Here is an 18,717-nt window from a genome sequence, read left to right as displayed (position 1 = left end):
TCACCAGGAGACGAAGGGATGCTGCGCAAGGCGAGCGCCCGCCTTAGCGAACAGACGGAATGGATCGATGGTTCGACTCCTCTCGAGAGCTGATAGCATGTGGGAAACTTACCCCTCGCAAGCTGATGCACCATTTTGCAGACGGCAGGGTCTCAATTCTCGAAGCGGCCGTCACGCGCGTCCCGAAGATCATCACTGTCGAGAATGTCGAGTGCGAGATTATCCTCACCAAATTGCAAATCGCTGAGAACAAGCAGGTGCTTCCGTGACGGCAACCCACGCAGGAGCTCCCTAGTATGTGCGCGTCCGGCCGAAGGAGCGCAGAAGGAGATTGACTGATACCGCGATCTTGTCGATGTCGCGAATATCCTGCGAATAGTCTCCCGTATAGAGCTTCACGATCATCTGGTCTCGGATGGGACCTTCGAGGTCGAAATGGAGGTGGAGATAATAGGCCTGCCGATCGCCACCCCGGCTTACGCTTCTGCCCCGTTGGGTTACCTGCTTCAGTTCGGCTTCGAAGGGTGCAAAACCCTGCAGGTGCAGCGATACAAGTTTTGATCCGAAGCGCGAATCGACCGGCACGGCGACAACGGCCTTATCAAGCGCCAAACTGACCAGTCGGCCGGGGATATGATCCACTGATGCCGGCTCATCCAATTTGAACGCATGAAACAATCGCTGTGGCTTCTCAAAGCAAATGAGGGATGCGATGACTAAAACGACAATATTGATGCCTGCCCAGAAAGCGGCGACCGGCGAAAACTGCGCCTCGATCTGTGTAGTCTCGGGAACAATATCGATGAGCAGTCCAAGGCCTGTGATCGTTATCAAAGCCGCGATCCAGGCAAAGGTATATTTGTCGAATTGATTTGCCTGGTTGCCGCTGCCTTTTGGTGTCACCCTGAACGGTTTGCCGAACGGCCTTATCAGGCTCGACACGACGGTTGGTAGCATTCGAAAGGTCGCGAATGTCCCAACAGCACTTGAGATGACGGGCAAGTAGCGCGTCGGCGTTATCCAGAGCATCAGAAGGAAATAGGATGCAAGCAGCGGGACCTGATAGGAGACGTAGTCGGCGATATCGGTGAAATAAAGTGGCAGGAGCCCGAACCAGAGATAGACGATCGGGATGATCAAGATCATCAGCCGCACCAGATACTGGACTATCCATGAAGCGGGCAGAAACATGATCCGCTGGAAGAGGGTCAAGCCCGGACCGCGCAACGGGCCATTATGCAAATAAAGCGTCTGAATGCCGCCCTGGCACCAGCGTTCGCGCTGAACGAAATAGCCGGTCAGATTTTCCGCAGCGAGCCCCATCGACAGCCGCTCGTTCAGGTAGCGCGTCTTGTAGCCTTTGTTGAGCATCGAGAGTGTGGTCAGCAAATCCTCTGTGATGGATTCTGTCGGGAAACCACCAATCTCCTCGATCGCCTTGCGCCGAGCGATCGAACACGAGCCACAGCAGAAGCTGACATCCCATCCGTCGCGGCTGGGCGCGATCTCGTCAAAAAACAGCCGCTGCTCGTCCGGCCATATGTTCTCAAGCCCCAGATTCGTCTGGACGGGATCGGCATTGAAGAAGTGCTGCGGCGTCTGGACGATACCGATGCTTTCGTCGGAAAAGAATGGCAGTGTGCGGCGAAGAAAGTTCCTATAGGGCACGAAGTCGGCATCGAAGACGGCAACGAATTCGCCCGAGCTGACTTGCAGACCATTATTCATATTGCCCGCTTTGGCGTGAGAATTGTCGCGGCGGGTGACATGAACAGCGTTTTTCTGTTCGCAAAAAGTCTTGAGCCAGTCGCGGCGCTGGTCGTCGAGGACATAAACCTTGAGCTTTTCTGCAGGGTAATCGAGTGAGAGTGCGCCGACAATTGTTCGCTCCAGGACGTCGAGCGGCTCATTGTAGGTGGGTATGAAGACATCCACCGTCGGCAGTTCGCGTTGGTCACGCGAAAAAAAGATCTTACCAAGCTTGTCTGCCTCGCGGCTCCGGTCGACGTAGCGGCTCATCAGGATGAGGAACAGCACAACGTCGGTAAATGCCAGGAGTTCGACGATAAAGACGAGCCAGACCCAATAGAAATTCGCCCCATCATAGGGGTATGGAAGGACGGTCTGCGTGAACCGCCAAATCATGTAGCGTAGTGCGACGGCCGCGACGAACCCGCAGGTGGCTGTCCTCGTCCAGCTATGATGACGCGACCAATTGAATGGGCCCAGCAGAAAGAAGGCTGTTACGAAAAAGGTTGGGGCGAGGGCTAGAAGATACTGAACCACAAGTTCTTGACCCATTTCAAAACGCCAAATCCGTGCCTGGGAAAGCGGACTTGGACCGAACGTCCCACTTGGCAGAAATTTTCGAAGTCACCATTCATGAAGGAGGGTTCGAGACGAACCCTGATGCGGGCATTGCGCTGTGATGTAAGGGGCAGACTAGCCGCAAATGAATCGGTTTCCGTGGCCGCCGAGCTGCCCTTTACAGAAACGACCGAACCTTTGAAAACATCGCTGCGCCCGAGCAGCCGAACCTGCGCGCCGAGCCCAGGATAGATCTCGTCATAGTCAACTTCGGGGACGAGGATGTCGACGAACAGCTCCCGACAATCGAGAAGTCGCATCAGTTCATTGTTGAGCACGACGTTGGAACCACTGACGATGCTTCTGCTCCAAACAACTCCATCGAATGGCGCGGTCACGGTTGCCGATTCGAGGCTGCTGACGCGAATGCCTTCTTCCGTCAGTTGCTTTTCGACTTCGGCGGCGCGAGTTTCATTCTCCGCGATCCGCGAGTTCAGGTCGCTGATGTGGACGATCACCTCATCCTGGCGCTGGCGGGAATATGGCACGTCATTCTGTCCATCTCCGAATACGAAAATACCCTGTCGAACGGCGTTCAATCGCTGTTGCAATTGATCGACAGTCAGGTTGCTCACTTCGACCTCGCCTCCGGTCGCCGCGCCGGCAGCGCGTGCTGCGTCCACCATCCGCTGGGTGAGTATGCCCTTGGATTCCAATTCCTTCCGGCGATCGAGGTCGACCTGCGCGGCGAGATCCTGTGCCTGCGAAACCTCGACCCTCTTACGCAGGATCTCAACTTCGCGTTCAAGATTGGAAATCGTTGCCTGCTTGAAGATTTCGAGCCGATTTCCCAGCTGATCGCGAAGTTGCGTGAGATCGTCGCGTTCTTTTTTCAAAGCTGCCACGCGATCGAGAGCGGTGTTTCGCTCGGCCTCAAGCGAAGCCAGAACGGCACGGTTCACGCGCGGATTGCTGATTTCCACGAGAGTTTCGCCGGCTTTCACTGGAATGCCAACCTTTGCCGGCTCGCCCGAAATCACACCATCAATGGGCGCGTTGAGGAGAGCCAGGCGGGCATTTACGGTGCCATCTCGGCTTGTATAACCCGTGATTGCGGGTAAGGAGACGACGATAGCAAGCGCCAGCAGCAGAACGCCGACGGTGACGCGGGTAATGCGATGATTCCAAATCATGTCAGCTTGTAGGACCAGCGGGGTTAGCGGTGATCGATCCGCCGACCTTGGCCGACAGAAATGCAACTAAATCTTGTGTAATTTAGCCTGACGGAATTTAATGGGCAAGTGGTCGCGATTTGCTTGTGTTAATGAATCAGAACATATTGTCCCATTGGCGGTCGGCTCAGGTTCAAGCCTCGCCCCGCACCTGCCGGCGAATATCGTTGGCGAGTGGGTGCAGGTCCACGCCTAGAAGCTGCCAGCCGCCTTCGCCTTGATCGGTCAATCCACCAAAGCCAATGTCCGGTATTGAGGAATTTCAAACAGTTGGCTTTTGCAACGACAGGGTCGGCGGTTCGCTTTCTACTTCAAGAGCAAGTATGTGTTTTCCTTTGGCTGGTTCAATACTCCATAGAGGCGGCTCGACATGAGGGATCCCCAGGCTCTTACCCGCTTGCTGTGAACGGACGAATTAGATAGCTCTGTGGCTCCCGGACGCTTCCGCTGGGCATTGATCGACCCGTCGCTGACTTGTCGAACTGGTGATCGATTGAACGCGCTCAGCTTGCTCCGAAAAGTGCGCTCTTGAGATTCGTCTCTATGAAATCGCGTCCTTTGAACAGGATCGGCATGTTGTGGGTGTCCGCACAAGCGTAAGATAGGCAGTCGGCGAAATTGAGTTGGGCGGGATGGCCTTTACCCTTGCCGTAGGCGGCGAAAGCTTCGACAGCGCGCCGCGCGATCGTATCGGTGATTGGGATCACGGTGATTTTGGCTGCGTGAAGAAAAGCGTCGAACATCTCCTGGGCATCCAAGACCTCCAGGCCAAGAATACGCGCCAGGTTGATGGTCGCTTCAAGCCGGACATGCGCGCCGGTTTGCCGATCCGTGGCGCTCTCGATCGCGGCCAGATAGGTATCGGCATCCGCCTCTCCGGCAAGGATGGCGACGATTGCTGAGGTCTCTATGAACATTATTGACCCCAGAGCGCGTCGCGTTCCTCTCTGGTCAAGGGCGCGGCGGGCGGAAACTTTGCCTTGGCAAGTCCGCGTGCGCGGATTTCCGCGACGTGCTGCCTTAGGGGAACAGCTTCATCGGCCCGCTCAATCTCGTGCTGTAAGGCAAGCTTGATAGCGGCGGTCAGGTTTGGGGCGCCGCGTTTGCGCATAACAGCTTCCGCCAAGGTGCGAACTTCCCGATCACGGATGCTGAGCATATGGCGTCCCTTTATGTCATGACAACGATTGTATATACGTATGGACGAAATTTGTCCATACAAGAGTGAGTCCCACCATTTGACTCTCGTCTATATGTGTTTAACCCAGTAACAACCAAGGAGACCCGGTCGACAGCTCAGCTGTACGCGACAGGTGGCGACGCGTACTGGATTGCGGGGCTGTCAAATTCGCAACACTTGCTGGGACCTTTAGTTTTCGAGCTTCTAATGGATGGACAGCCACCGAATTGATGATGTTATGGAGCGGGCTCCGTTTTGGTTGAAGGCGACTCGATTTATGGCCTTTCGGCGTTTCAAGATGCTCCGATCGCGTGCCTTGCGTAGTAGTAGTGGCGCGTCTGAACTTTACGAGCCTTGGGTCTATGACGCCTTTGATCGGTTTGAGCGTGAGATGGAAGCGTTCTGCCGGCGCTTGCTGTTTTCAGTTGTAATTTGAAAGTCGGGCCCGGCAAGGTCGGGAATACCCGATGTAGTAGCGAGGGGCCGAATCTATCTGCGCCCCCTGAACCGGTCGAATGCCGTCAGACGCTGAACCGGGGGGTCAGCATCCTCCCAGCGGTAGATCTCGATTCGCAGGAAGCTAAGCTCGTCTTCCATCGCCTCCTCGGCGATCTCGATCCACCAGGATTTCGGCCGGCCGTCACTGCCGTCCGACCAGCGGTAGCCCCGCTCCTTCAGCCGGTCCTTCAGATCGAAGGGCGAGTTTTCCGCGAAGATGCGCACGCGGGAACGCTGGCTTGCCTGATAAAGCTCGGCAAATGGTGTTTGACCGTTATCGCCCTGAGGAAGTGCCAGGACTTCCAGCAGCGCAAAGCAGTCATCGACGGCCCGGTGCCCGACATGGAAATAGCCGCTCTGATTGATGAGATAGCCGAGCTTCGTTCCCTCATAGCCCCTGGCATTCCAATCGATCTCGGAATTGGAACAAGCCCAGGCCTTGCGGGCAAAGATCGAGGAAAAGGCCTCGCAAAAGGGGCGATCGAAGCCGGCATTATGGGCAATGACGAGATCGGCGGGCTCGATGAGCGCACGCACGGCGGGCATGTCGATCATCTGGCCATGAACCATGGCGTCCGTGATGCCGGTCAGCCGGATCACGTCGGCCGGGATCGGGATGCTCGGTTGCTGCAGTCCGCCGTAAATGCCGGTGACATCTCCGATCTTGCCGTCCGCATTGAAGGTGAAGCCGATCAGCCCGATTTCAATGATCTCGTCCTTCCTCGCGTCGAGACCGGTTGTCTCGGTGTCGAGGATAACGCCCCTCAGCGGATAGCCCGGCCTTAGGGCAGGGGCGATCGCGCGTGGCTCGAGTTTTTTCAGGATCTGATAGCGTCCGGTTGCTTCCAGCATCCGCACCATCTCGGCTTCATCGGGCGATGATCCGGCCTGCCGGACGCGCAGGCCGGGTGCCGACGCTTTGCGAACGGCCTGCGCATTCTCCGAAAACATGTCCAGCTGAGACGTCATTGCCCGTCCAATTAAAAGGATCACGTAAATTTAAGGTGCCGCTCGCCACTTGAGAAGCTTTCGGGCCTGTCCGGTGCCCGATACCCACCGATATTGAGCATAGAGGGCTAGGAGAGAACTCCGCTCAAACTGTGTGATCGTCTACTGACACGCACGGAGGTGGCGAAAGCTCTGCCTCGCTAGCGTGAGACAGAGCTGGGAGGTTTTGTGAACCTCATGCGAAACTTCGATTGGGGGCGCCAGTCTCGCACGATTCAGCCCTAAAACGGATAGCTGACATTGACCTGAAGCGACCAAACCAAACCCGTGTTGGCCATACTTATGGCCGCACAGGAGTAAACGTCAGCCACGCGACGGCTTCCGTCCGCTCTTCAGCGGCTTCATTGTGATGACATCATCGGCCACAGGAACGAAGAACTCGGAAATATCGCAAGCCAGCGCTTCCGCAATCTTCTCGAGCGTCGTGACCGTCGGGTTCTTATTGCCGCGCTCGAGATAGCCCACATAGGCGCGCTCGACATTGGCCTCAAGCGCGAGGTATCGGGGCGGTCGGCTCGACCGTCTTCGTCGAGGGCATGCATATTTCGATCGGGCTGGCCGTCGCAACCTTTCTCGCTTCGGCTGCGGCCGTATTTGTGTTCATACGATCATGAGCAGCGACATCTCGGAGGATTTCCGGGATGAAAAGCCTTTACTGCGCGAGTCTCAGCAATACTGCCAGAGAGCCGGCTGCTAGCAAAGGCGGTGATAGTCACCATACCATTGTAGCCGCCGCTTCGGGCAGCTGCAATGTCGGCCGATTCCTTGCCTTTAGCGGGTGCTTTCTCTTGATGGATGTTCCGTATCTACCCCTTTGAGGAGCAAGGTCAGCCGGGTGGCGGCGCCGCGCAGGTGGTTCTCTGCGGCAAGCCGCGCGCCCTGCGCATCGGCATTGGCAATTGCATTGTAGATGGCGATGTGTTCGCCTTGCACCTGCTCGAGCAAGGCGTTGCGCAGGGTGCTGGCACGGGCTTTGCGGATGAAATTTCGGACATGGGTTTCGAGGAAGTCCGACATCTCCCGAAAGTACGGATTGCCGCATGCATCGACGATCTCCCGGTGAAACGCCAGATCCTCCTGAATGCCGGCTGCACCGTTGTCGAATGCCATCTGGATGGCGTTCAGCCGACGCTCGATCTCTCGAAGCTGCTTTTCGGTACGCCGCTCTGCTGCCAGCGCCGTTGCAGCGGATTCAACCGCCATCAGCAACTCGATAACATTCTGGACATCCAGCGAATCCGTCAGATCGACGCCTGGCAACCGGAAGGCAACCTCCTTCGTCTCGATGACGAAGGCTCCGAGCCCTTGACGCGTTGCGACCAGACCATCGCGCTTGAGCGTGCCGATCGCCTCACGCACAATGGGCCGGCTCACGCCGTATTTCTCCGAAAGAACACGCTCCGTCGGAAGCTTGTCGCCCTTTGCGTAAGTTCCGGACGTAATGTCGGCACGGATACGGCCGGCTACCGAATCCACAAGCGACGGGCCGCGTGTTACCCTGTGATCTAGTACCATGCGCACCTCCGAGCATTTTCCCCGACTCTGCCATCCGGAGTGGTTTTAACAGGCTTTGCCTCCTGCCACTGCCCTACTGCATCATTTTCCGCAAGAATAGCAGAAAGTGCTTGTCAGGCAACCAGGTTATATGGTTCTCTATCCACAAGAGGAGGGTGGCTGAGCAGCCGCCGCGACGGTTTTCCGGTCGAGCGAAGCAGGAAAGGAGCGTCATTCAGGCAAGACGCTTCCGGCAACGCGCGCCCTGCCGGGATTCAGTTTGTCCAGGGAGAACGCGTTGGGCTTCTCGCGTGAACTAAGCAAAAAGGGAGGAATGCATGAGCTTTTTTGACGACATGACACGGCTGCGCGGGCTGGCGCAGGAAGCCACCGAATATGCGGAATTCAGCCGTCGTACCCTTCTGAAGGGAGCCGTCGGCGCAATTGGGAGCGCCGCGCTCGCCGGTACCGCTACGCTGGCAAGTGCCGACGAAATCACGCCGCCGGCACCTGGCAAGAAGGTGCGCATCGGCGTGCCTCTGACTTATGGACCGTTCAACCAGCCCTGGCGTCGCGGCTGCTGGCAAATCGTCAAGGCAGTGCTCGATGCCGGTGGCGAGGTCGTCACAGTTCGTGGCGAGCCGACCAAGGCAAGCGAGCAGGCCGCTTCCCGTGCATTGCTGGATCGCGGCATCGACGCTCTCGTCAAGGAGGAGACTACCCATGCACCCAATGGACCTCAGAGGCTTGAGCCCAGCACCGGTGACCGCATTCACCCGCGACGGCGAAGTCGACTATGCCGCGAACACGCGGATCGCAAAGTGGCTTGCGTCGATGGACGGTGTGAAGAGCCTCGTCATCCTTGGCCACGCCGGCGAAGGCACGTTCCTGACCGAAGAGGAGCGCCTCAAGCTGATCCGCATCTATGTCGAAGCCGTGAATGGCGAGATTCCGATCATAGCCGGCAGCTCGACGATGGAGATATTCGGTCAGCTGTTGCGATTTTCGGGCGGGCAGGAGGTACTGCGGCTGATCGCCGCCGCCGCGCTTGTCTGGTCGGGGCTTTCGATCGTCGGCATCCTGCCAAAGATCCGCCGACTAGACGGTGGGATCATGGGTATGATCGGCCAAATGCCAGCGGCCATCTCGGGGTCCTTCAACGCATCGGCACCACTCGTTGCCGGAATCTGCTGGGGGTTGGCGCCCTGTGCGATGGTCTATAATGCGCTGATGACGGCGATGCTGACCGGCTCGATGGCCGGCGGCGCCTTGTTCATGACCGGCTTCGGGCTTGCAACTATTCCCGCCGTTGCAGCTGTCGCCGCCGGCGCGGTGATGCTGACTGGGTCACGAACTGCGCGCTGGCTAGGTCCGGCCCTGCGGCGCGGGGCAGGGCTGACACTCGCAGCCATTGGTGTTCTGAGCGCGACATTCCCGGCCGCCTCGCTTGCGAGCCTTTGTCTCGGCTGAGGTATGTGCTGGTGGCACCGTAAATTCAACCGGTAGACGAGCTATCACTCGCCTATGAGCGAAGCGTGCAACAAAAATTCACCGGCGTTTGGCATCTTCTTTGAAATTGCCGATCTGTATAAGCGATATTTCCTAAGGCAGCGGCCGCTTTACAAGCAAGACAATAAATTAGAATGCAGGTGACGCCTCTTTCCGGCAGCGCAGATGGAGAAAGAGCCTAGGGCAGATAGCGGTCGCCCGCGCAGTTGTCCGGACGAACGCTCTCAAGCCAAACAATATCATGTTCGCCTATCCTCTACTTAGAGGCGTTGCCGTTGTTCGTCCCCCCAGGTCGCTTCTTATTTCATGTCCACTCCTGCAAACTCTCATCCCTGAAACTGATAGAAAGGCTAAAGCGTTACACACGTGGCGTAGCCGATCCGTGCCACATCAGGAACTTACCCTTCTGGGCCAAATCTCTTCAAGACTTCAGCCGACGGTACTATTGCTTAAAAATCAGTGACGCTCTATATGTAGGTACTTACCTACGTGGAGGTTCGCCTATGAGCATGACGAGTTTGTCCAGCAGAGAAGTCAATCATGACGTCAGCAAAGCTAAAAAAGCTGCTCAGAACGGTCCTGTGATAATCACAGATCGCGGCAAGCCATCGCACGTCCTAATGACCTACAGTGAATTTGAACGTTTGTCAGGGAAACGCAGGAACCTCGTTGACGCGCTCGCTATGCCCGGCCTTTCGACTATTGAGGTGGATACGCCTAGAGCCAAAATCGCGGCACGCGAGGTCGATCTGTCTTGAAGTACTTGCTCGATACGAACGTCGTTTCCGAACTGCGCAAGGTTGGGGATGGCAAAGGAGATGCAAATGTCACGCAATGGGTTGCCTCGCAGGATGCCAGTGAACTCTTTATCTCCGCTATCACGGTGCTGGAGATCGAACGCGGTATCTTGAGCGTTCAGCGCCGCGATGCGTCACAAGGCGCCCGATTGCGAGAATGGATGGATAGCCGCGTTCGCCCGGAATTTGTGGATCGCATTCTGCCCATAGATGATGCCGTCGCCACGCGCTGTGCTCATCTTCATATTCCCGACCGCCGCAACGAGGCTGATGCCTTGATCGCTTCAACGGCGCTAGTCCATGGCTTGACTGTCGTCACGCGGAATATCAAAGATTTCGATGGAACTGGTGTGATCATCGTTGATCCGTGGCAGGGCTGAACTTCCAGGTACAACCGAGGAAGATATAGCTCAGGTGCAGCAACGGGTGCACCGAGAACCTTATCACGTGCTTGGCTTTTGGTTGAAGCAGATCGACGGTTCGATTCTATTCAAGAGCAGGGTACTTTGAGTAACAGCTGTAATGGAACAAGTTCGAGCCCGCGGCTCCGACAGGGGACGCACTCTTCACCGTGGAGCGGAGTTTCGCACTGCCGACGTCCAGGTGGCAACGTGATTGGCAACGGTGATGACATCTTCGGCGGCTTGAACCTGGAGTCGGCTTTACCCTTTGAGGAAGATCGTCAGTTCCCGAGCCACTGTTTCCGGATCTTCCCGCTGCGGGAAGTGGCCAACGTTCTGAAGGACGATCCTGTCGAAGGGACCTGAAAACCTCTTGTGGAGGTCTTCGGAAAGTTCCGGCGGATTGACGCCGTCCTCCATGCCCTGAAAGTAGAGCGTGGGAAGTGAAAGGGATCGCGTCTCCCTGATGCGGTCCTCGAGCCAGACGCTTCGTGGATCGGGCTCGGCTTCACCCCACCGAACTCTGTAGCTGTGGAGGGTAATGGCCACCCACTCCGGATTGTCGAAGGATCTCGACACGGTGGCGAAGGTCTCCTCGTCGAACCAACCGTCGGGGCTCCAGTTTTCCCATTGAATCCGTGCGAACCCGCGCGGATCCCTCTTGATGGCATCGGCGCCGCGCTTCGTTGCCATGAACCAATGATACCAATAGCGCTGCGCCTGCCGAAAGGGCGGCGTCTTCAGCCCGCCAAAGCGCGGCAGCGAGGAAAGAAGCGCCATTCTGTCGACCCGGTTCGGCCATCCGATGGCGAGCGCTTCGGCGATGTTCGAACCCCAGTCGTGACCGACGACGGAGAACCGTTCGATCCCGAGACCGTCCATCAGGGCGATCGCGTCCATTGCGAGAATGGCGCCGTTCGCGGTCCGCAATGCCATGTCGTTCCGGAAAACGGATGCGCCGAAGGCGCGCAGGTAGGGCGCAATCAGGCGAAGGTTTCGGTGCTGCAGGTTTGACGACACAGCTTTCCACGTGGAGGCGTCGTCGGGCCATCCGTGCAGCAAGAGAACGGGATCACCATGGTGTGCTCCGCATTCTTCGAAAGCAATCCGCAGGTCGTGAGTGTCGAGGTGCGGCATGGCGATCTCCTGGTTCGATCCAACAACACAGAAAGGCGGCACTTGGTTCCGACACCTGGAACATTGCAGCGTCACCTGAGTTGGTACCCTGGGCAGTCGCGCCCGGCATGCCGAAGAGGCAATGATGAGATCCCAGCACCCATTTCCGATCAGCCGACGATCCGTCCTTGCGGCGGCAAGCACGATGCTCGCGGCCTCGGTCTTTCCCAGCGCCGCCTGGTCGGCTTCGAACATGCAGGAGAACACGCATATGGACGATCCAACGACGAAGTACCCGAAGCCGCCGTTCCAGAAGCAGAGCCAGCCGTTTCCCGGCCTTGCCGGCAAGATGAACCCAAAACCGGATCACGGGGAGACCTCCTACAAGGGCTCTGGCCGTCTCGTCGGACGCAAGGCCCTGATCACCGGAGGCGATTCCGGTATGGGACGCGCCGCAGCCATCGCCTACGCTCGCGAAGGCGCGGACGTCGCCATCAACTATCTTCGGGACGAAGAGCCCGATGCGAAGGAAGTTATCGCGCTTATCGAGAAGGAAGGCCGCAAGGGCGTGGCGCTGCCCGGCGATCTGCGTGACGCCGCCTTCTGCGAAAAACTGGTCGACGAAGCAGTCAAGGCGCTGGGCGGTCTCGACATCCTCGTGAATAACGCCGGGCGGCAGCAGCAGGCCCAGTCGATCGACGACATCACCTACGAAGCCTTCGACGCGACGATGAAGACCAATATCTACGCGACGTTCCTCCTGACGAAAGCCGCCCTCAAGCACATGAAGCCAGGATCGACGATCATCCAAACGACGTCGGAGCAGGCCTATGACCCCTCGGCTAATCTCGTGGACTACGCGATGACCAAGGCGGCAATGATGAACTTTACCAAATCGATGGCGAAGCAGCTCGGTCCGAAGGGCATTCGCGTGAACGGCGTCGCGCCGGGTCCGATCTGGACGCCGCTTCAGGTCAGCGGCGGAGCGACTATGGAAAAGCTCGAAAAGTTCGGTGCAGACACCCCGATGGGCCGTCCCGGCCAGCCCGCGGAACTCGCATCAATCTACGTGCAGCTTGCGGATCCGCAGGCGAGCTACGCCACGGGACAGGTCTACGGCGCGGCGGGCGGCGGGGGCCAGCCGTAAACTCGCCGATTTCGCCGAAACGCCGATTGACGCGTGGCCGCCTACGACACCGAGGAGCGACGGTGGTCGGTGGGCCTCCGCCCCCAATTCACTCGCAACTACCAGCCGTCCATCGAGGCATGCGAAGCCGAGCCCTTGTCATCCGCGTGCGTTTAGCGGATCAGCTGTGCGCACATTGAAGCCGCTGTAGAATTGGTTAGCTCTGCCGGCATTCGGCCGATCATTGATGGTGTCTTTCGATTTTCGGAAGCCCGTGATGCCTATACGCAGGCCGCGACACACCAGCAGTTCGGAAAAATCGTTATCATCGACGAATGATCACCAAAAGGAGTGCTTAGGCACAGCGCCCCGATCTAGGCCTAAGCTCCGACAGCAAACGGAGCAGCGCCAATCCAGTATGCCGAAAACAGTTCTCTCGTCAATTCTCGAGCGACGACATTGTACCCGAGAGTTGCATCAGGTGGCCCGCACATATCGGACAGTTTGACAGCATCGGACTGCCCGACGCTCATGATCGGCAGGCGGAGGGTGGTCCAGTCGAGTGCTGACTGTTGCAGCAATCGCATATGCTCCTCTCCGTCCAGGATCAGCGGAGCCATGTGGCGCATCAGCATCGCGCGCCTCGTTGCCTGCCAGCCATTTTTCTGACCGACTTCTGAATCGAGTTGCGCAGCAGAGCCGGTGGTGGTCACGATCCGCATAATGGACCGTTCGGTCATCACCGGCATCAGATTCCGCATGGCGGCAGAGCAGACGTCCATTGTCGGCAACCCTGCGGCACCAAGCGTCGAGACGACCATCGACGCTCCGTCGAGGAGTTCAGCAACAGCGGCGGGATCATGAACATCGCCATGAACCTGAGTAACTTGCACGGTTGGACCCGATATTCGACTCCTATGGATCAATGCCCGGATTTGGCACCCCTGCGCACATAGAAGATCGAGCACGCGACCACCAAGGCGCCCACTGCCGCCCAGCAGCGCAACCACGGTCATAGCCGATGGTCCTCAAGGAAGACTTCAATGGGCTGAACCAGGCGATCACCTGCCTCCTCCGCGACATTGTGGCCCACATCGGCGAACTCGACGCACCTATTCTTGGGGAAAGCCTCCCGCCAGATCGGGAGCACGGGAGCAAGGCCTGGGTCTTTCATTCCCCAGAGAAGAAGCGCTGGAAGATCGGCTAGTATCGATTTCCGCGCCCCGATCCGCGCGGCCCAATCATTTTCGCCGAGGATGGCTCGTGGGAATATCCAGGTCTGCTCACGCGAAGACGGGGCCGCAAAGGGCGCGAGAACTGAGCGTGTACGGCTCGGGTAAGGAGCGACCGGTCGCCGAAGGACCCCTTGAATACGACCCGAGTAAAGAAATTGAAGTGCCGCGTAAGCCAGCGGGCCACTTTACTACCGACGATCGCACTGAAGCGCCGCATCATGAGCCGATCACTTATGTCGAAAAACCAGCTATTGAGGGCAATGGTGCGACGAACGCGATCCGGATGCTCGACAGCCCAGCTCAGAGCGATCGGACTACCCCAATCATGTACAATCAACGTTACGTCATTGAGATCGAGACCGTTTACGAAGCGGGCGAAGTTTGCCGTGTGGAACTGAGGAAGGTACGAGACACCGGACGGCTTGTCCGAAAGGCCAAAGCCGAGATGATCCAGGGCGATGCAGCGATATTGGCTGGAGATGTTATTGCTTCTCCGCATGGAAGACTCCGTCGATTTCACAGAAGACTTAACTTCACCGCCTCCCGCTGACGGATCAACGCACCAAGAGGTTCGCTCCGATGCGGCGACCTGTCCGCTCGGACTGGCAATCAACACTATCGGGAGCGCTAGAAGCTCCACATCTTACGCTCGCTGCTGTTGGTCGGGCCGCTTCGCTACAACGCTCTCCTGTCCGCGATCGACGGGATCAGCGCCAAAGAGCTGACGCAGAATTTGCGTGAACTTGAATCAGCACGGCTGATCAAGCGGGTTGCGGTAGAGGATCAGTCCGCGTATGCGCTCACCCCGCTCGGACGGGAAATAGAGGGGCCGTTTCGCGCATAGTACCCTGCCAGAAGCGTGGAAGACCGAGCGGCCGACTGCCCCGGAGGCGTGCTTTGCTTCGAGTGCAGACTGCGATTGGATGCAGTTAGACCGGCGGAGAGCGCGCCCGAGAGGCTGCGCCAGCAGGCCACCTGCTACGATCCTGCGCTCGCATGAGCATATTCCAGTTTGACCGCAAGCGGCTCGTGTCCATCATCCAAGTCGCTTGAACTAAGCAGTGGCAGGAGCCAGACGGGCAGCGGTCGCGGCTTCAACCTCGGCTATGAACTCCGCAACCGTTTCGCCTATGATCTCCGGGTGGTCCTCCTGGAGGCAATGAAGGCCCGATCCGAGTTTCACTAGGCGGCAGTCGTGCAGTCTGCGAGCAAATTCCTCCGCCACCTCAGGCGATACAAGCGCACCAGGATCTCCGGCAAACAATAGCTTGGGGTAGGTCGAAGCCGACAAGGCTTCATGCGCTCGCTCCATTATCGCGTAGACATCGGCTGGCTCGCCTGCGATCGGCAATTCGTTCGGAAAACGCCACGTTGGTTTGCGGGAGGCAGGGGTCTGGAATGGTGAGCGATAGATCGCCATTTCCTCCTCGGTATAGACGCGGACGGTTGCTCCCGGTAGTACGCCCTCTACGAATGCATTCTCCTCTAGGATCAGCTTTTCGCCTTCGCCGGGTGTACGAAACTTGCGGAAGATTTCGCGCTCAGCCCGATCGCGCAAAAACTCCTCCCAGGTCGGGATGGGTCTTGTGAACTCCATAAAGGCCATGCCCTTGATAAAGTCAGGACGTCGGGCGGCAAGATGGAAGGCAAGCGCCGTACCCCAATCTTGCGCTACGACGTAGGCCGAGCGGATCTCCAACTTCTCTATAAAGGCGTCGAGATATCTCACATGGTCTTCGAACCGGTAGGTGATATCCGGCTTGCCGGACTGTCCGAAACCGATCAGATCCGGCGCGATACAATGACCGACATCAGCAACAAGCGGAATTATATTTCGCCAGATGAATGACGAGGTGGGATTGCCGTGGAAGAAAAGCACGGTGGGGGCGTCCGTTCGCCCCGCCTCACGAAAGGCCATTTCAGAGTCAAGGACGGGCAGTCGGGGCAGGCTGATATCAGCGTTCATCACGATCACCTTTTAAGCACAGTAGCGAAAACAATCCTTTTGAAGCGCTCCAACGGCTCTACGTCGCGGGATACCTTCATCCGCAATATTGCTCCTTCCCACGCTGCGATCAGAAACTCGGCCAAGTCATTTGGCTCGAACGCATCCGAGATTTCCCCGGACGCCTGGCCTTCGGCAATGCAGTCGGCAAAAGGAGCTGACCATTCAGGAAAGATATCACTCAGCCGCTCGCGCAGGAGATCACTCTGGGGCGCGGCCTCAAGGCTAAAGTCACCGATCAAGCAGCCTCTTTGGAAACCGTCTTCAGCCAGGCGGCCGATAATAATATCGAGATAACGGTTGATCCGTTGTGAAGGGGTTAGCCGCTTATCCCCAAGCGACTCCGCCATTGCGTCCTTCAGACTGGCGAAATACCTGTCCAGCACCTCTCTCGTGAATTCCTCTTTCGAGCGAAAGTGGTTCGTAAAGGAGCCCTGAGGTACGGCCGCTTCGGCGACGATATCGCGCACGCCTGAACCGACATATCCCTTGCGGAACATCACAGTCCGACCTGCTTCCAAAATAGCTTCACGATGAGAGTGCTTTGCCATAGCCGTTATAATACATACGTCCGTATTGCTGTCAATATACGTTTTCCCAGCGCCAGGCCACGGCAGCGGTACGAACGATTACCGCGGTAGCTGAGGTGACGGGGCGCGCCCGGAACACGCGAGTCCGCCTTGCACCCTCGCTAGCGCTTTCCGTTCGAGCTTCCCGCGCTAAGCACTGAACGCTATGCTTAGTCGTGCTGTGGTGCGGAAATACCTGGCCGCTCAACTGAGGGCGCCGCGATGAAGGCGGTTGAGGGCTCGGCCTGCGAAGTGACACCGCTTCGTCCATGCTTCCACGGAGAGATTTTTGGTATCCGCCTGATCGTGCATGGGAACGGCCGGTTCATTTCGTTCGCTACCTTACGATAATCGCAAGGTAGCGAACGAACTTCAATGCTCGACGCGGCCGGATCCGGACGGGATCTCAGGGTGCTGGGGCCAGAAAGCTGGCTAGCTGTCTTCGACGCAAGTGACGCGATGAGGCGGGTAACGAAGGTGAGTGACCATCCGCGATGCGGCCACGGCTTCAAGCCAGCCTCAGCGCTCGGGCGTTCCGCATCGTAGTGGCCGGGCCCGGTAGCGACTGTGATGACACGACGATGTCATGGGGCGCTATCGCCACCGCTTCACGCGGTCGACCGGGGCTCGAAGCTTCGGAGCGATATTGCGCCGGCTGGGATAGTAGAGAAAGGAGCCGGCAAAGGGAGGGCAATAGTCCTGAAGGAGAGGGACCAACTGTCCGGATTCGACGTAGGGTTTGAAGGTGTCCTCCATTCCGAAGGTAATGCCGCCTCCGGCACAGGCGGTGCGGATCATAAGCCACACGTCGTTGTGGTGATCTGCGGGGTCGACAGCCACATCGAACTCGCGTCCATGCTCACCGAATTCCCAGCGATAAGCGCGCTGTGTGGCGCTGGACGCCAGCCGATACAACGATGCGCGGAGAGCTCCGAAGGATGCTCGGGCCTGCCGAAACGTTCGATGTAGGACGGCGCGGCGAAAGCACCTTGGCGCTGGTCGCCCGAAACTGGAACGGCAATCATGTCTTGATCGATGACTTCACCCAATCGCACGCCCGCGTCGTAGCCTTCGTCGACGATGTCGAATTCCTCGTCCGTCACTGTCACGTCGATCCGGATGCCGGGAAAGGCTTTCGCAAAACCCGCCAGAAGCGGCCCGGAGATGAACTGCTCGGGGATGGATGACACCGCCAGCCTCAACAGGCCGCTTGGTGCGCTGTCGCGATCCGCCGTTGCGTCGAGCGCCAGTCCGACTTCGGAAATAGCGGGCGCCACACGCTGATATAGTAGTTCACCAGCCTCCGTGAGGCTGACACTATGTGTCGTGCGCCGCACGAGCGCAACGCCCAGCCGATCTTCGAGACGGCGGATGGCCTGACTGACGGCTGGCCGTGTGATGCCCAAATTCTCCGCGGCTACACGAAAACTCCGCGCTTCAGCGACAGCCAGGAAAACAGAAATGCCATTCAGATCGATTGCCATTGGTTAGATCAGGTTACCAGCTTGGTCATCATTGGGCAAATTGTCCGATCTTATTCGGGCGCCTAGCTTGGATCTCACGAACTAGAACTCGAGGCCTGTCGACGGTGCATGCAGCTTCATCGCGGGTCGATAGTCCTCATCAAGCTCTCAGCAACAGGAAAGGACCGATACCATGACCATTCTTCCGACACGTCACAGGGTCGCCGGCGCGCGCCTTAGAGCTCTGATCACACTGGCATTGCTGTCGCTCGCTCTGCCGGGCACAGCCATTGCAAACGCCATGGCAACGCAGGTGCAAGCTGTGGACAGTGTGGCTATCGAGCAGCGAAACAAGGCGGTCGTCGAGGCCGCCTTCGAAAAGTGGCGCGGGGGCACCTATGTCTTCGCGGAACTCCTCGCTCCCGATGTCGTCTGGACGATCCATGGTTCCGGACCGGTCGCGGGCACCTATCGCAACCAGAAGGATTTCATCGAACAGGCATCGCGTCCCCTGACCAGCCGGCTCGCGACCCCGATCGCGCCGGAGGTGCACAACATCTTCGCCGATGGCGACACCGTCATCATCCGCTTCGACGGAACGGCGACCACGACGTCGGGCGCACCTTATCGCAATCAGTTCGTCTGGATACTCAAGATGAAGAACGGCCTTGTCGTTAATGCTGAGGCCTTTCTGGACCTCGTTGCTTATCAGCAGGTCGTCGACAACAACGCTCCACGGCCCCAATGACCGACGCCGGCGGTTCGGCAGACCAGAGC

At 58.0% G+C, this 18,717-nt stretch carries 21 protein-coding genes and 1 pseudogene; 9 read left to right on the top strand and 13 right to left on the bottom strand.

The features are described from left to right. Window positions 1–291: 291 nt before the first annotated feature. The 7 genes from JJQ51_RS20115 to JJQ51_RS20085 form a co-directional block, all read right to left on the bottom strand. A complete protein-coding gene (locus JJQ51_RS20115) occupies window positions 292–2,286 on the bottom strand; it encodes a glycosyltransferase (protein ID WP_269245308.1) in 1,995 nt (664 codons plus the stop codon). Further along, on the bottom strand, window positions 2,268–3,500 hold the full coding sequence (locus JJQ51_RS20110; RefSeq protein ID WP_113355620.1) for an HlyD family secretion protein: 1,233 nt from the start codon (window positions 3,498–3,500) through the stop codon (window positions 2,268–2,270). The genes JJQ51_RS20115 and JJQ51_RS20110 overlap by 19 nt, the downstream gene beginning before the upstream one ends. A gap of 542 nt (window positions 3,501–4,042) precedes the next feature. Beyond that, window positions 4,043–4,456, bottom strand: a complete 414-nt coding sequence (locus JJQ51_RS20105) for a type II toxin-antitoxin system VapC family toxin (protein WP_269245184.1) — start codon at window positions 4,454–4,456, stop codon at window positions 4,043–4,045. Next, entirely contained in the window at window positions 4,456–4,698 is a 243-nt protein-coding gene (locus tag JJQ51_RS20100; protein ID WP_113355626.1) for a type II toxin-antitoxin system VapB family antitoxin, read from the bottom strand. The genes JJQ51_RS20105 and JJQ51_RS20100 overlap by 1 nt, the downstream gene beginning before the upstream one ends. A gap of 510 nt (window positions 4,699–5,208) precedes the next feature. Continuing rightward, window positions 5,209–6,186: a 3'-5' exonuclease gene (locus tag JJQ51_RS20095; protein ID WP_269245183.1), complete on the bottom strand. Its 978-nt coding sequence runs from the start codon at window positions 6,184–6,186 to the stop codon at window positions 5,209–5,211. A gap of 342 nt (window positions 6,187–6,528) precedes the next feature. Next, window positions 6,529–6,792 (bottom strand): helix-turn-helix domain-containing protein, encoded by a 264-nt coding sequence (locus JJQ51_RS20090; protein ID WP_269245182.1) that lies wholly within the window; start codon window positions 6,790–6,792, stop codon window positions 6,529–6,531. A gap of 204 nt (window positions 6,793–6,996) precedes the next feature. Beyond that, the gene (locus JJQ51_RS20085) at window positions 6,997–7,740 is read right to left on the bottom strand and encodes a FadR/GntR family transcriptional regulator (protein ID WP_269245181.1); all 744 of its coding nucleotides are present in this window, start codon (window positions 7,738–7,740) and stop codon (window positions 6,997–6,999) included. Between the two features lie 702 nt (window positions 7,741–8,442). Between JJQ51_RS20085 and JJQ51_RS20080 the strand changes: the two are divergent. From JJQ51_RS20080 to JJQ51_RS20065, 4 genes and pseudogenes are all read left to right on the top strand, one after another. Then, a pseudogene (locus JJQ51_RS20080) lies at window positions 8,443–8,685 on the top strand (dihydrodipicolinate synthase family protein); the annotation flags it as partial. 9 nt (window positions 8,686–8,694) lie between these two features. Next, a complete protein-coding gene (locus JJQ51_RS20075; RefSeq protein ID WP_233790204.1) occupies window positions 8,695–9,189 on the top strand; it encodes a sulfite exporter TauE/SafE family protein in 495 nt (164 codons plus the stop codon). 542 nt (window positions 9,190–9,731) lie between these two features. Further along, on the top strand, window positions 9,732–9,986 hold the full coding sequence (locus JJQ51_RS20070) for a type II toxin-antitoxin system Phd/YefM family antitoxin (RefSeq protein ID WP_113352359.1): 255 nt from the start codon (window positions 9,732–9,734) through the stop codon (window positions 9,984–9,986). Then, a complete protein-coding gene (locus JJQ51_RS20065) occupies window positions 9,983–10,405 on the top strand; it encodes a type II toxin-antitoxin system VapC family toxin (protein WP_113352360.1) in 423 nt (140 codons plus the stop codon). Before JJQ51_RS20070 ends, JJQ51_RS20065 begins: the two co-directional genes overlap by 4 nt. 282 nt (window positions 10,406–10,687) lie before the next feature. On the opposite strand, the gene JJQ51_RS20060 is transcribed toward JJQ51_RS20065, so the two are convergent. Continuing rightward, a complete protein-coding gene (locus tag JJQ51_RS20060) occupies window positions 10,688–11,563 on the bottom strand; it encodes an alpha/beta fold hydrolase (protein ID WP_113352361.1) in 876 nt (291 codons plus the stop codon). 232 nt (window positions 11,564–11,795) lie between these two features. Here JJQ51_RS20060 and JJQ51_RS20055 point away from each other — a divergent pair, with 232 nt between their 5' ends. Beyond that, window positions 11,796–12,689: an SDR family oxidoreductase gene (locus JJQ51_RS20055; RefSeq protein ID WP_442967340.1), complete on the top strand. Its 894-nt coding sequence runs from the start codon at window positions 11,796–11,798 to the stop codon at window positions 12,687–12,689. A gap of 159 nt (window positions 12,690–12,848) precedes the next feature. Continuing rightward, window positions 12,849–13,007: a zinc-binding dehydrogenase gene (locus JJQ51_RS32965; RefSeq protein ID WP_113420974.1), complete on the top strand. Its 159-nt coding sequence runs from the start codon at window positions 12,849–12,851 to the stop codon at window positions 13,005–13,007. 41 nt (window positions 13,008–13,048) lie between these two features. Here the strand turns inward: JJQ51_RS32965 and JJQ51_RS20050 are convergent, their stop codons facing one another. Continuing rightward, the gene (locus JJQ51_RS20050; RefSeq protein ID WP_113352363.1) at window positions 13,049–13,684 is read right to left on the bottom strand and encodes an NAD(P)-dependent oxidoreductase; all 636 of its coding nucleotides are present in this window, start codon (window positions 13,682–13,684) and stop codon (window positions 13,049–13,051) included. A gap of 5 nt (window positions 13,685–13,689) precedes the next feature. On the opposite strand from JJQ51_RS20050, the gene JJQ51_RS20045 reads away from it, so the two are divergent. Continuing rightward, the gene (locus JJQ51_RS20045; RefSeq protein ID WP_145324682.1) at window positions 13,690–13,875 is read left to right on the top strand and encodes a hypothetical protein; all 186 of its coding nucleotides are present in this window, start codon (window positions 13,690–13,692) and stop codon (window positions 13,873–13,875) included. Here the strand turns inward: JJQ51_RS20045 and JJQ51_RS32960 are convergent. After that, entirely contained in the window at window positions 13,872–14,402 is a 531-nt protein-coding gene (locus tag JJQ51_RS32960) for an alpha/beta fold hydrolase (protein WP_442967330.1), read from the bottom strand. The two genes, JJQ51_RS20045 and JJQ51_RS32960, sit on opposite strands and share 4 nt — an antisense overlap. A gap of 141 nt (window positions 14,403–14,543) precedes the next feature. Here JJQ51_RS32960 and JJQ51_RS32955 point away from each other — a divergent pair, with 141 nt between their 5' ends. Further along, the gene (locus tag JJQ51_RS32955; protein WP_442967339.1) at window positions 14,544–14,747 is read left to right on the top strand and encodes a winged helix-turn-helix transcriptional regulator; all 204 of its coding nucleotides are present in this window, start codon (window positions 14,544–14,546) and stop codon (window positions 14,745–14,747) included. Window positions 14,748–14,957: 210 nt separating this feature from the next. On the opposite strand, the gene JJQ51_RS20035 is transcribed toward JJQ51_RS32955, so the two are convergent. From JJQ51_RS20035 to JJQ51_RS20025, 3 genes are all read right to left on the bottom strand, one after another. Beyond that, window positions 14,958–15,869, bottom strand: coding sequence for a haloalkane dehalogenase (locus tag JJQ51_RS20035; RefSeq protein WP_269245179.1), 912 nt, complete (start codon window positions 15,867–15,869; stop codon window positions 14,958–14,960). Window positions 15,870–15,874: 5 nt separating this feature from the next. Next, window positions 15,875–16,459, bottom strand: a complete 585-nt coding sequence (locus tag JJQ51_RS20030; RefSeq protein ID WP_113391222.1) for a TetR/AcrR family transcriptional regulator — start codon at window positions 16,457–16,459, stop codon at window positions 15,875–15,877. 812 nt (window positions 16,460–17,271) lie between these two features. After that, entirely contained in the window at window positions 17,272–17,961 is a 690-nt protein-coding gene (locus JJQ51_RS20025; RefSeq protein ID WP_442967329.1) for a LysR family transcriptional regulator, read from the bottom strand. A gap of 172 nt (window positions 17,962–18,133) precedes the next feature. On the opposite strand from JJQ51_RS20025, the gene JJQ51_RS20020 reads away from it, so the two are divergent. Beyond that, window positions 18,134–18,688 carry a nuclear transport factor 2 family protein gene (locus JJQ51_RS20020; RefSeq protein ID WP_113391223.1) on the top strand — a complete coding sequence of 185 codons (555 nt, stop codon included), beginning with the start codon at window positions 18,134–18,136 and terminating at the stop codon, window positions 18,686–18,688. The last annotated feature ends 29 nt before the right edge of the window (window positions 18,689–18,717 follow it).

The sequence above is a fragment of the Rhizobium sp. AG207R genome, assembly GCF_027109195.1.
GTDB classification, from domain to species: domain Bacteria; phylum Pseudomonadota; class Alphaproteobacteria; order Rhizobiales; family Rhizobiaceae; genus Rhizobium; species Rhizobium dioscoreae.
This window is presented reverse-complemented; position numbering and strand designations above follow the sequence as displayed.

Bases quoted from the DNA above. Each gene is read 5' to 3' on its own strand.
- JJQ51_RS20110 (WP_113355620.1), bottom strand. From the start codon at position 3,500: ATGATTTGGAATCATCGCATTACCCGCGTCACCGTCGGCGTTCTGCTG.
- JJQ51_RS20105 (WP_269245184.1), bottom strand. From the start codon at position 4,456: ATGTTCATAGAGACCTCAGCAATCGTCGCCATCCTTGCCGGAGAGGCG.
- JJQ51_RS20100 (WP_113355626.1), bottom strand. From the start codon at position 4,698: ATGCTCAGCATCCGTGATCGGGAAGTTCGCACCTTGGCGGAAGCTGTT.
- JJQ51_RS20095 (WP_269245183.1), bottom strand. From the start codon at position 6,186: ATGACGTCTCAGCTGGACATGTTTTCGGAGAATGCGCAGGCCGTTCGC.
- JJQ51_RS20085 (WP_269245181.1), bottom strand. From the start codon at position 7,740: ATGGTACTAGATCACAGGGTAACACGCGGCCCGTCGCTTGTGGATTCG.
- JJQ51_RS20075 (WP_233790204.1), top strand. From the start codon at position 8,695: ATGGAGATATTCGGTCAGCTGTTGCGATTTTCGGGCGGGCAGGAGGTA.
- JJQ51_RS20070 (WP_113352359.1), top strand. From the start codon at position 9,732: ATGAGCATGACGAGTTTGTCCAGCAGAGAAGTCAATCATGACGTCAGC.
- JJQ51_RS20060 (WP_113352361.1), bottom strand. From the start codon at position 11,563: ATGCCGCACCTCGACACTCACGACCTGCGGATTGCTTTCGAAGAATGC.
- JJQ51_RS20055 (WP_442967340.1), top strand. From the start codon at position 11,796: ATGCAGGAGAACACGCATATGGACGATCCAACGACGAAGTACCCGAAG.
- JJQ51_RS20050 (WP_113352363.1), bottom strand. From the start codon at position 13,684: ATGACCGTGGTTGCGCTGCTGGGCGGCAGTGGGCGCCTTGGTGGTCGC.
- JJQ51_RS20045 (WP_145324682.1), top strand. From the start codon at position 13,690: ATGGTCCTCAAGGAAGACTTCAATGGGCTGAACCAGGCGATCACCTGC.
- JJQ51_RS32960 (WP_442967330.1), bottom strand. From the start codon at position 14,402: ATGCGGAGAAGCAATAACATCTCCAGCCAATATCGCTGCATCGCCCTG.
- JJQ51_RS20035 (WP_269245179.1), bottom strand. From the start codon at position 15,869: ATGAACGCTGATATCAGCCTGCCCCGACTGCCCGTCCTTGACTCTGAA.
- JJQ51_RS20030 (WP_113391222.1), bottom strand. From the start codon at position 16,459: ATGGCAAAGCACTCTCATCGTGAAGCTATTTTGGAAGCAGGTCGGACT.
- JJQ51_RS20025 (WP_442967329.1), bottom strand. From the start codon at position 17,961: ATGGCAATCGATCTGAATGGCATTTCTGTTTTCCTGGCTGTCGCTGAA.
- JJQ51_RS20020 (WP_113391223.1), top strand. From the start codon at position 18,134: ATGACCATTCTTCCGACACGTCACAGGGTCGCCGGCGCGCGCCTTAGA.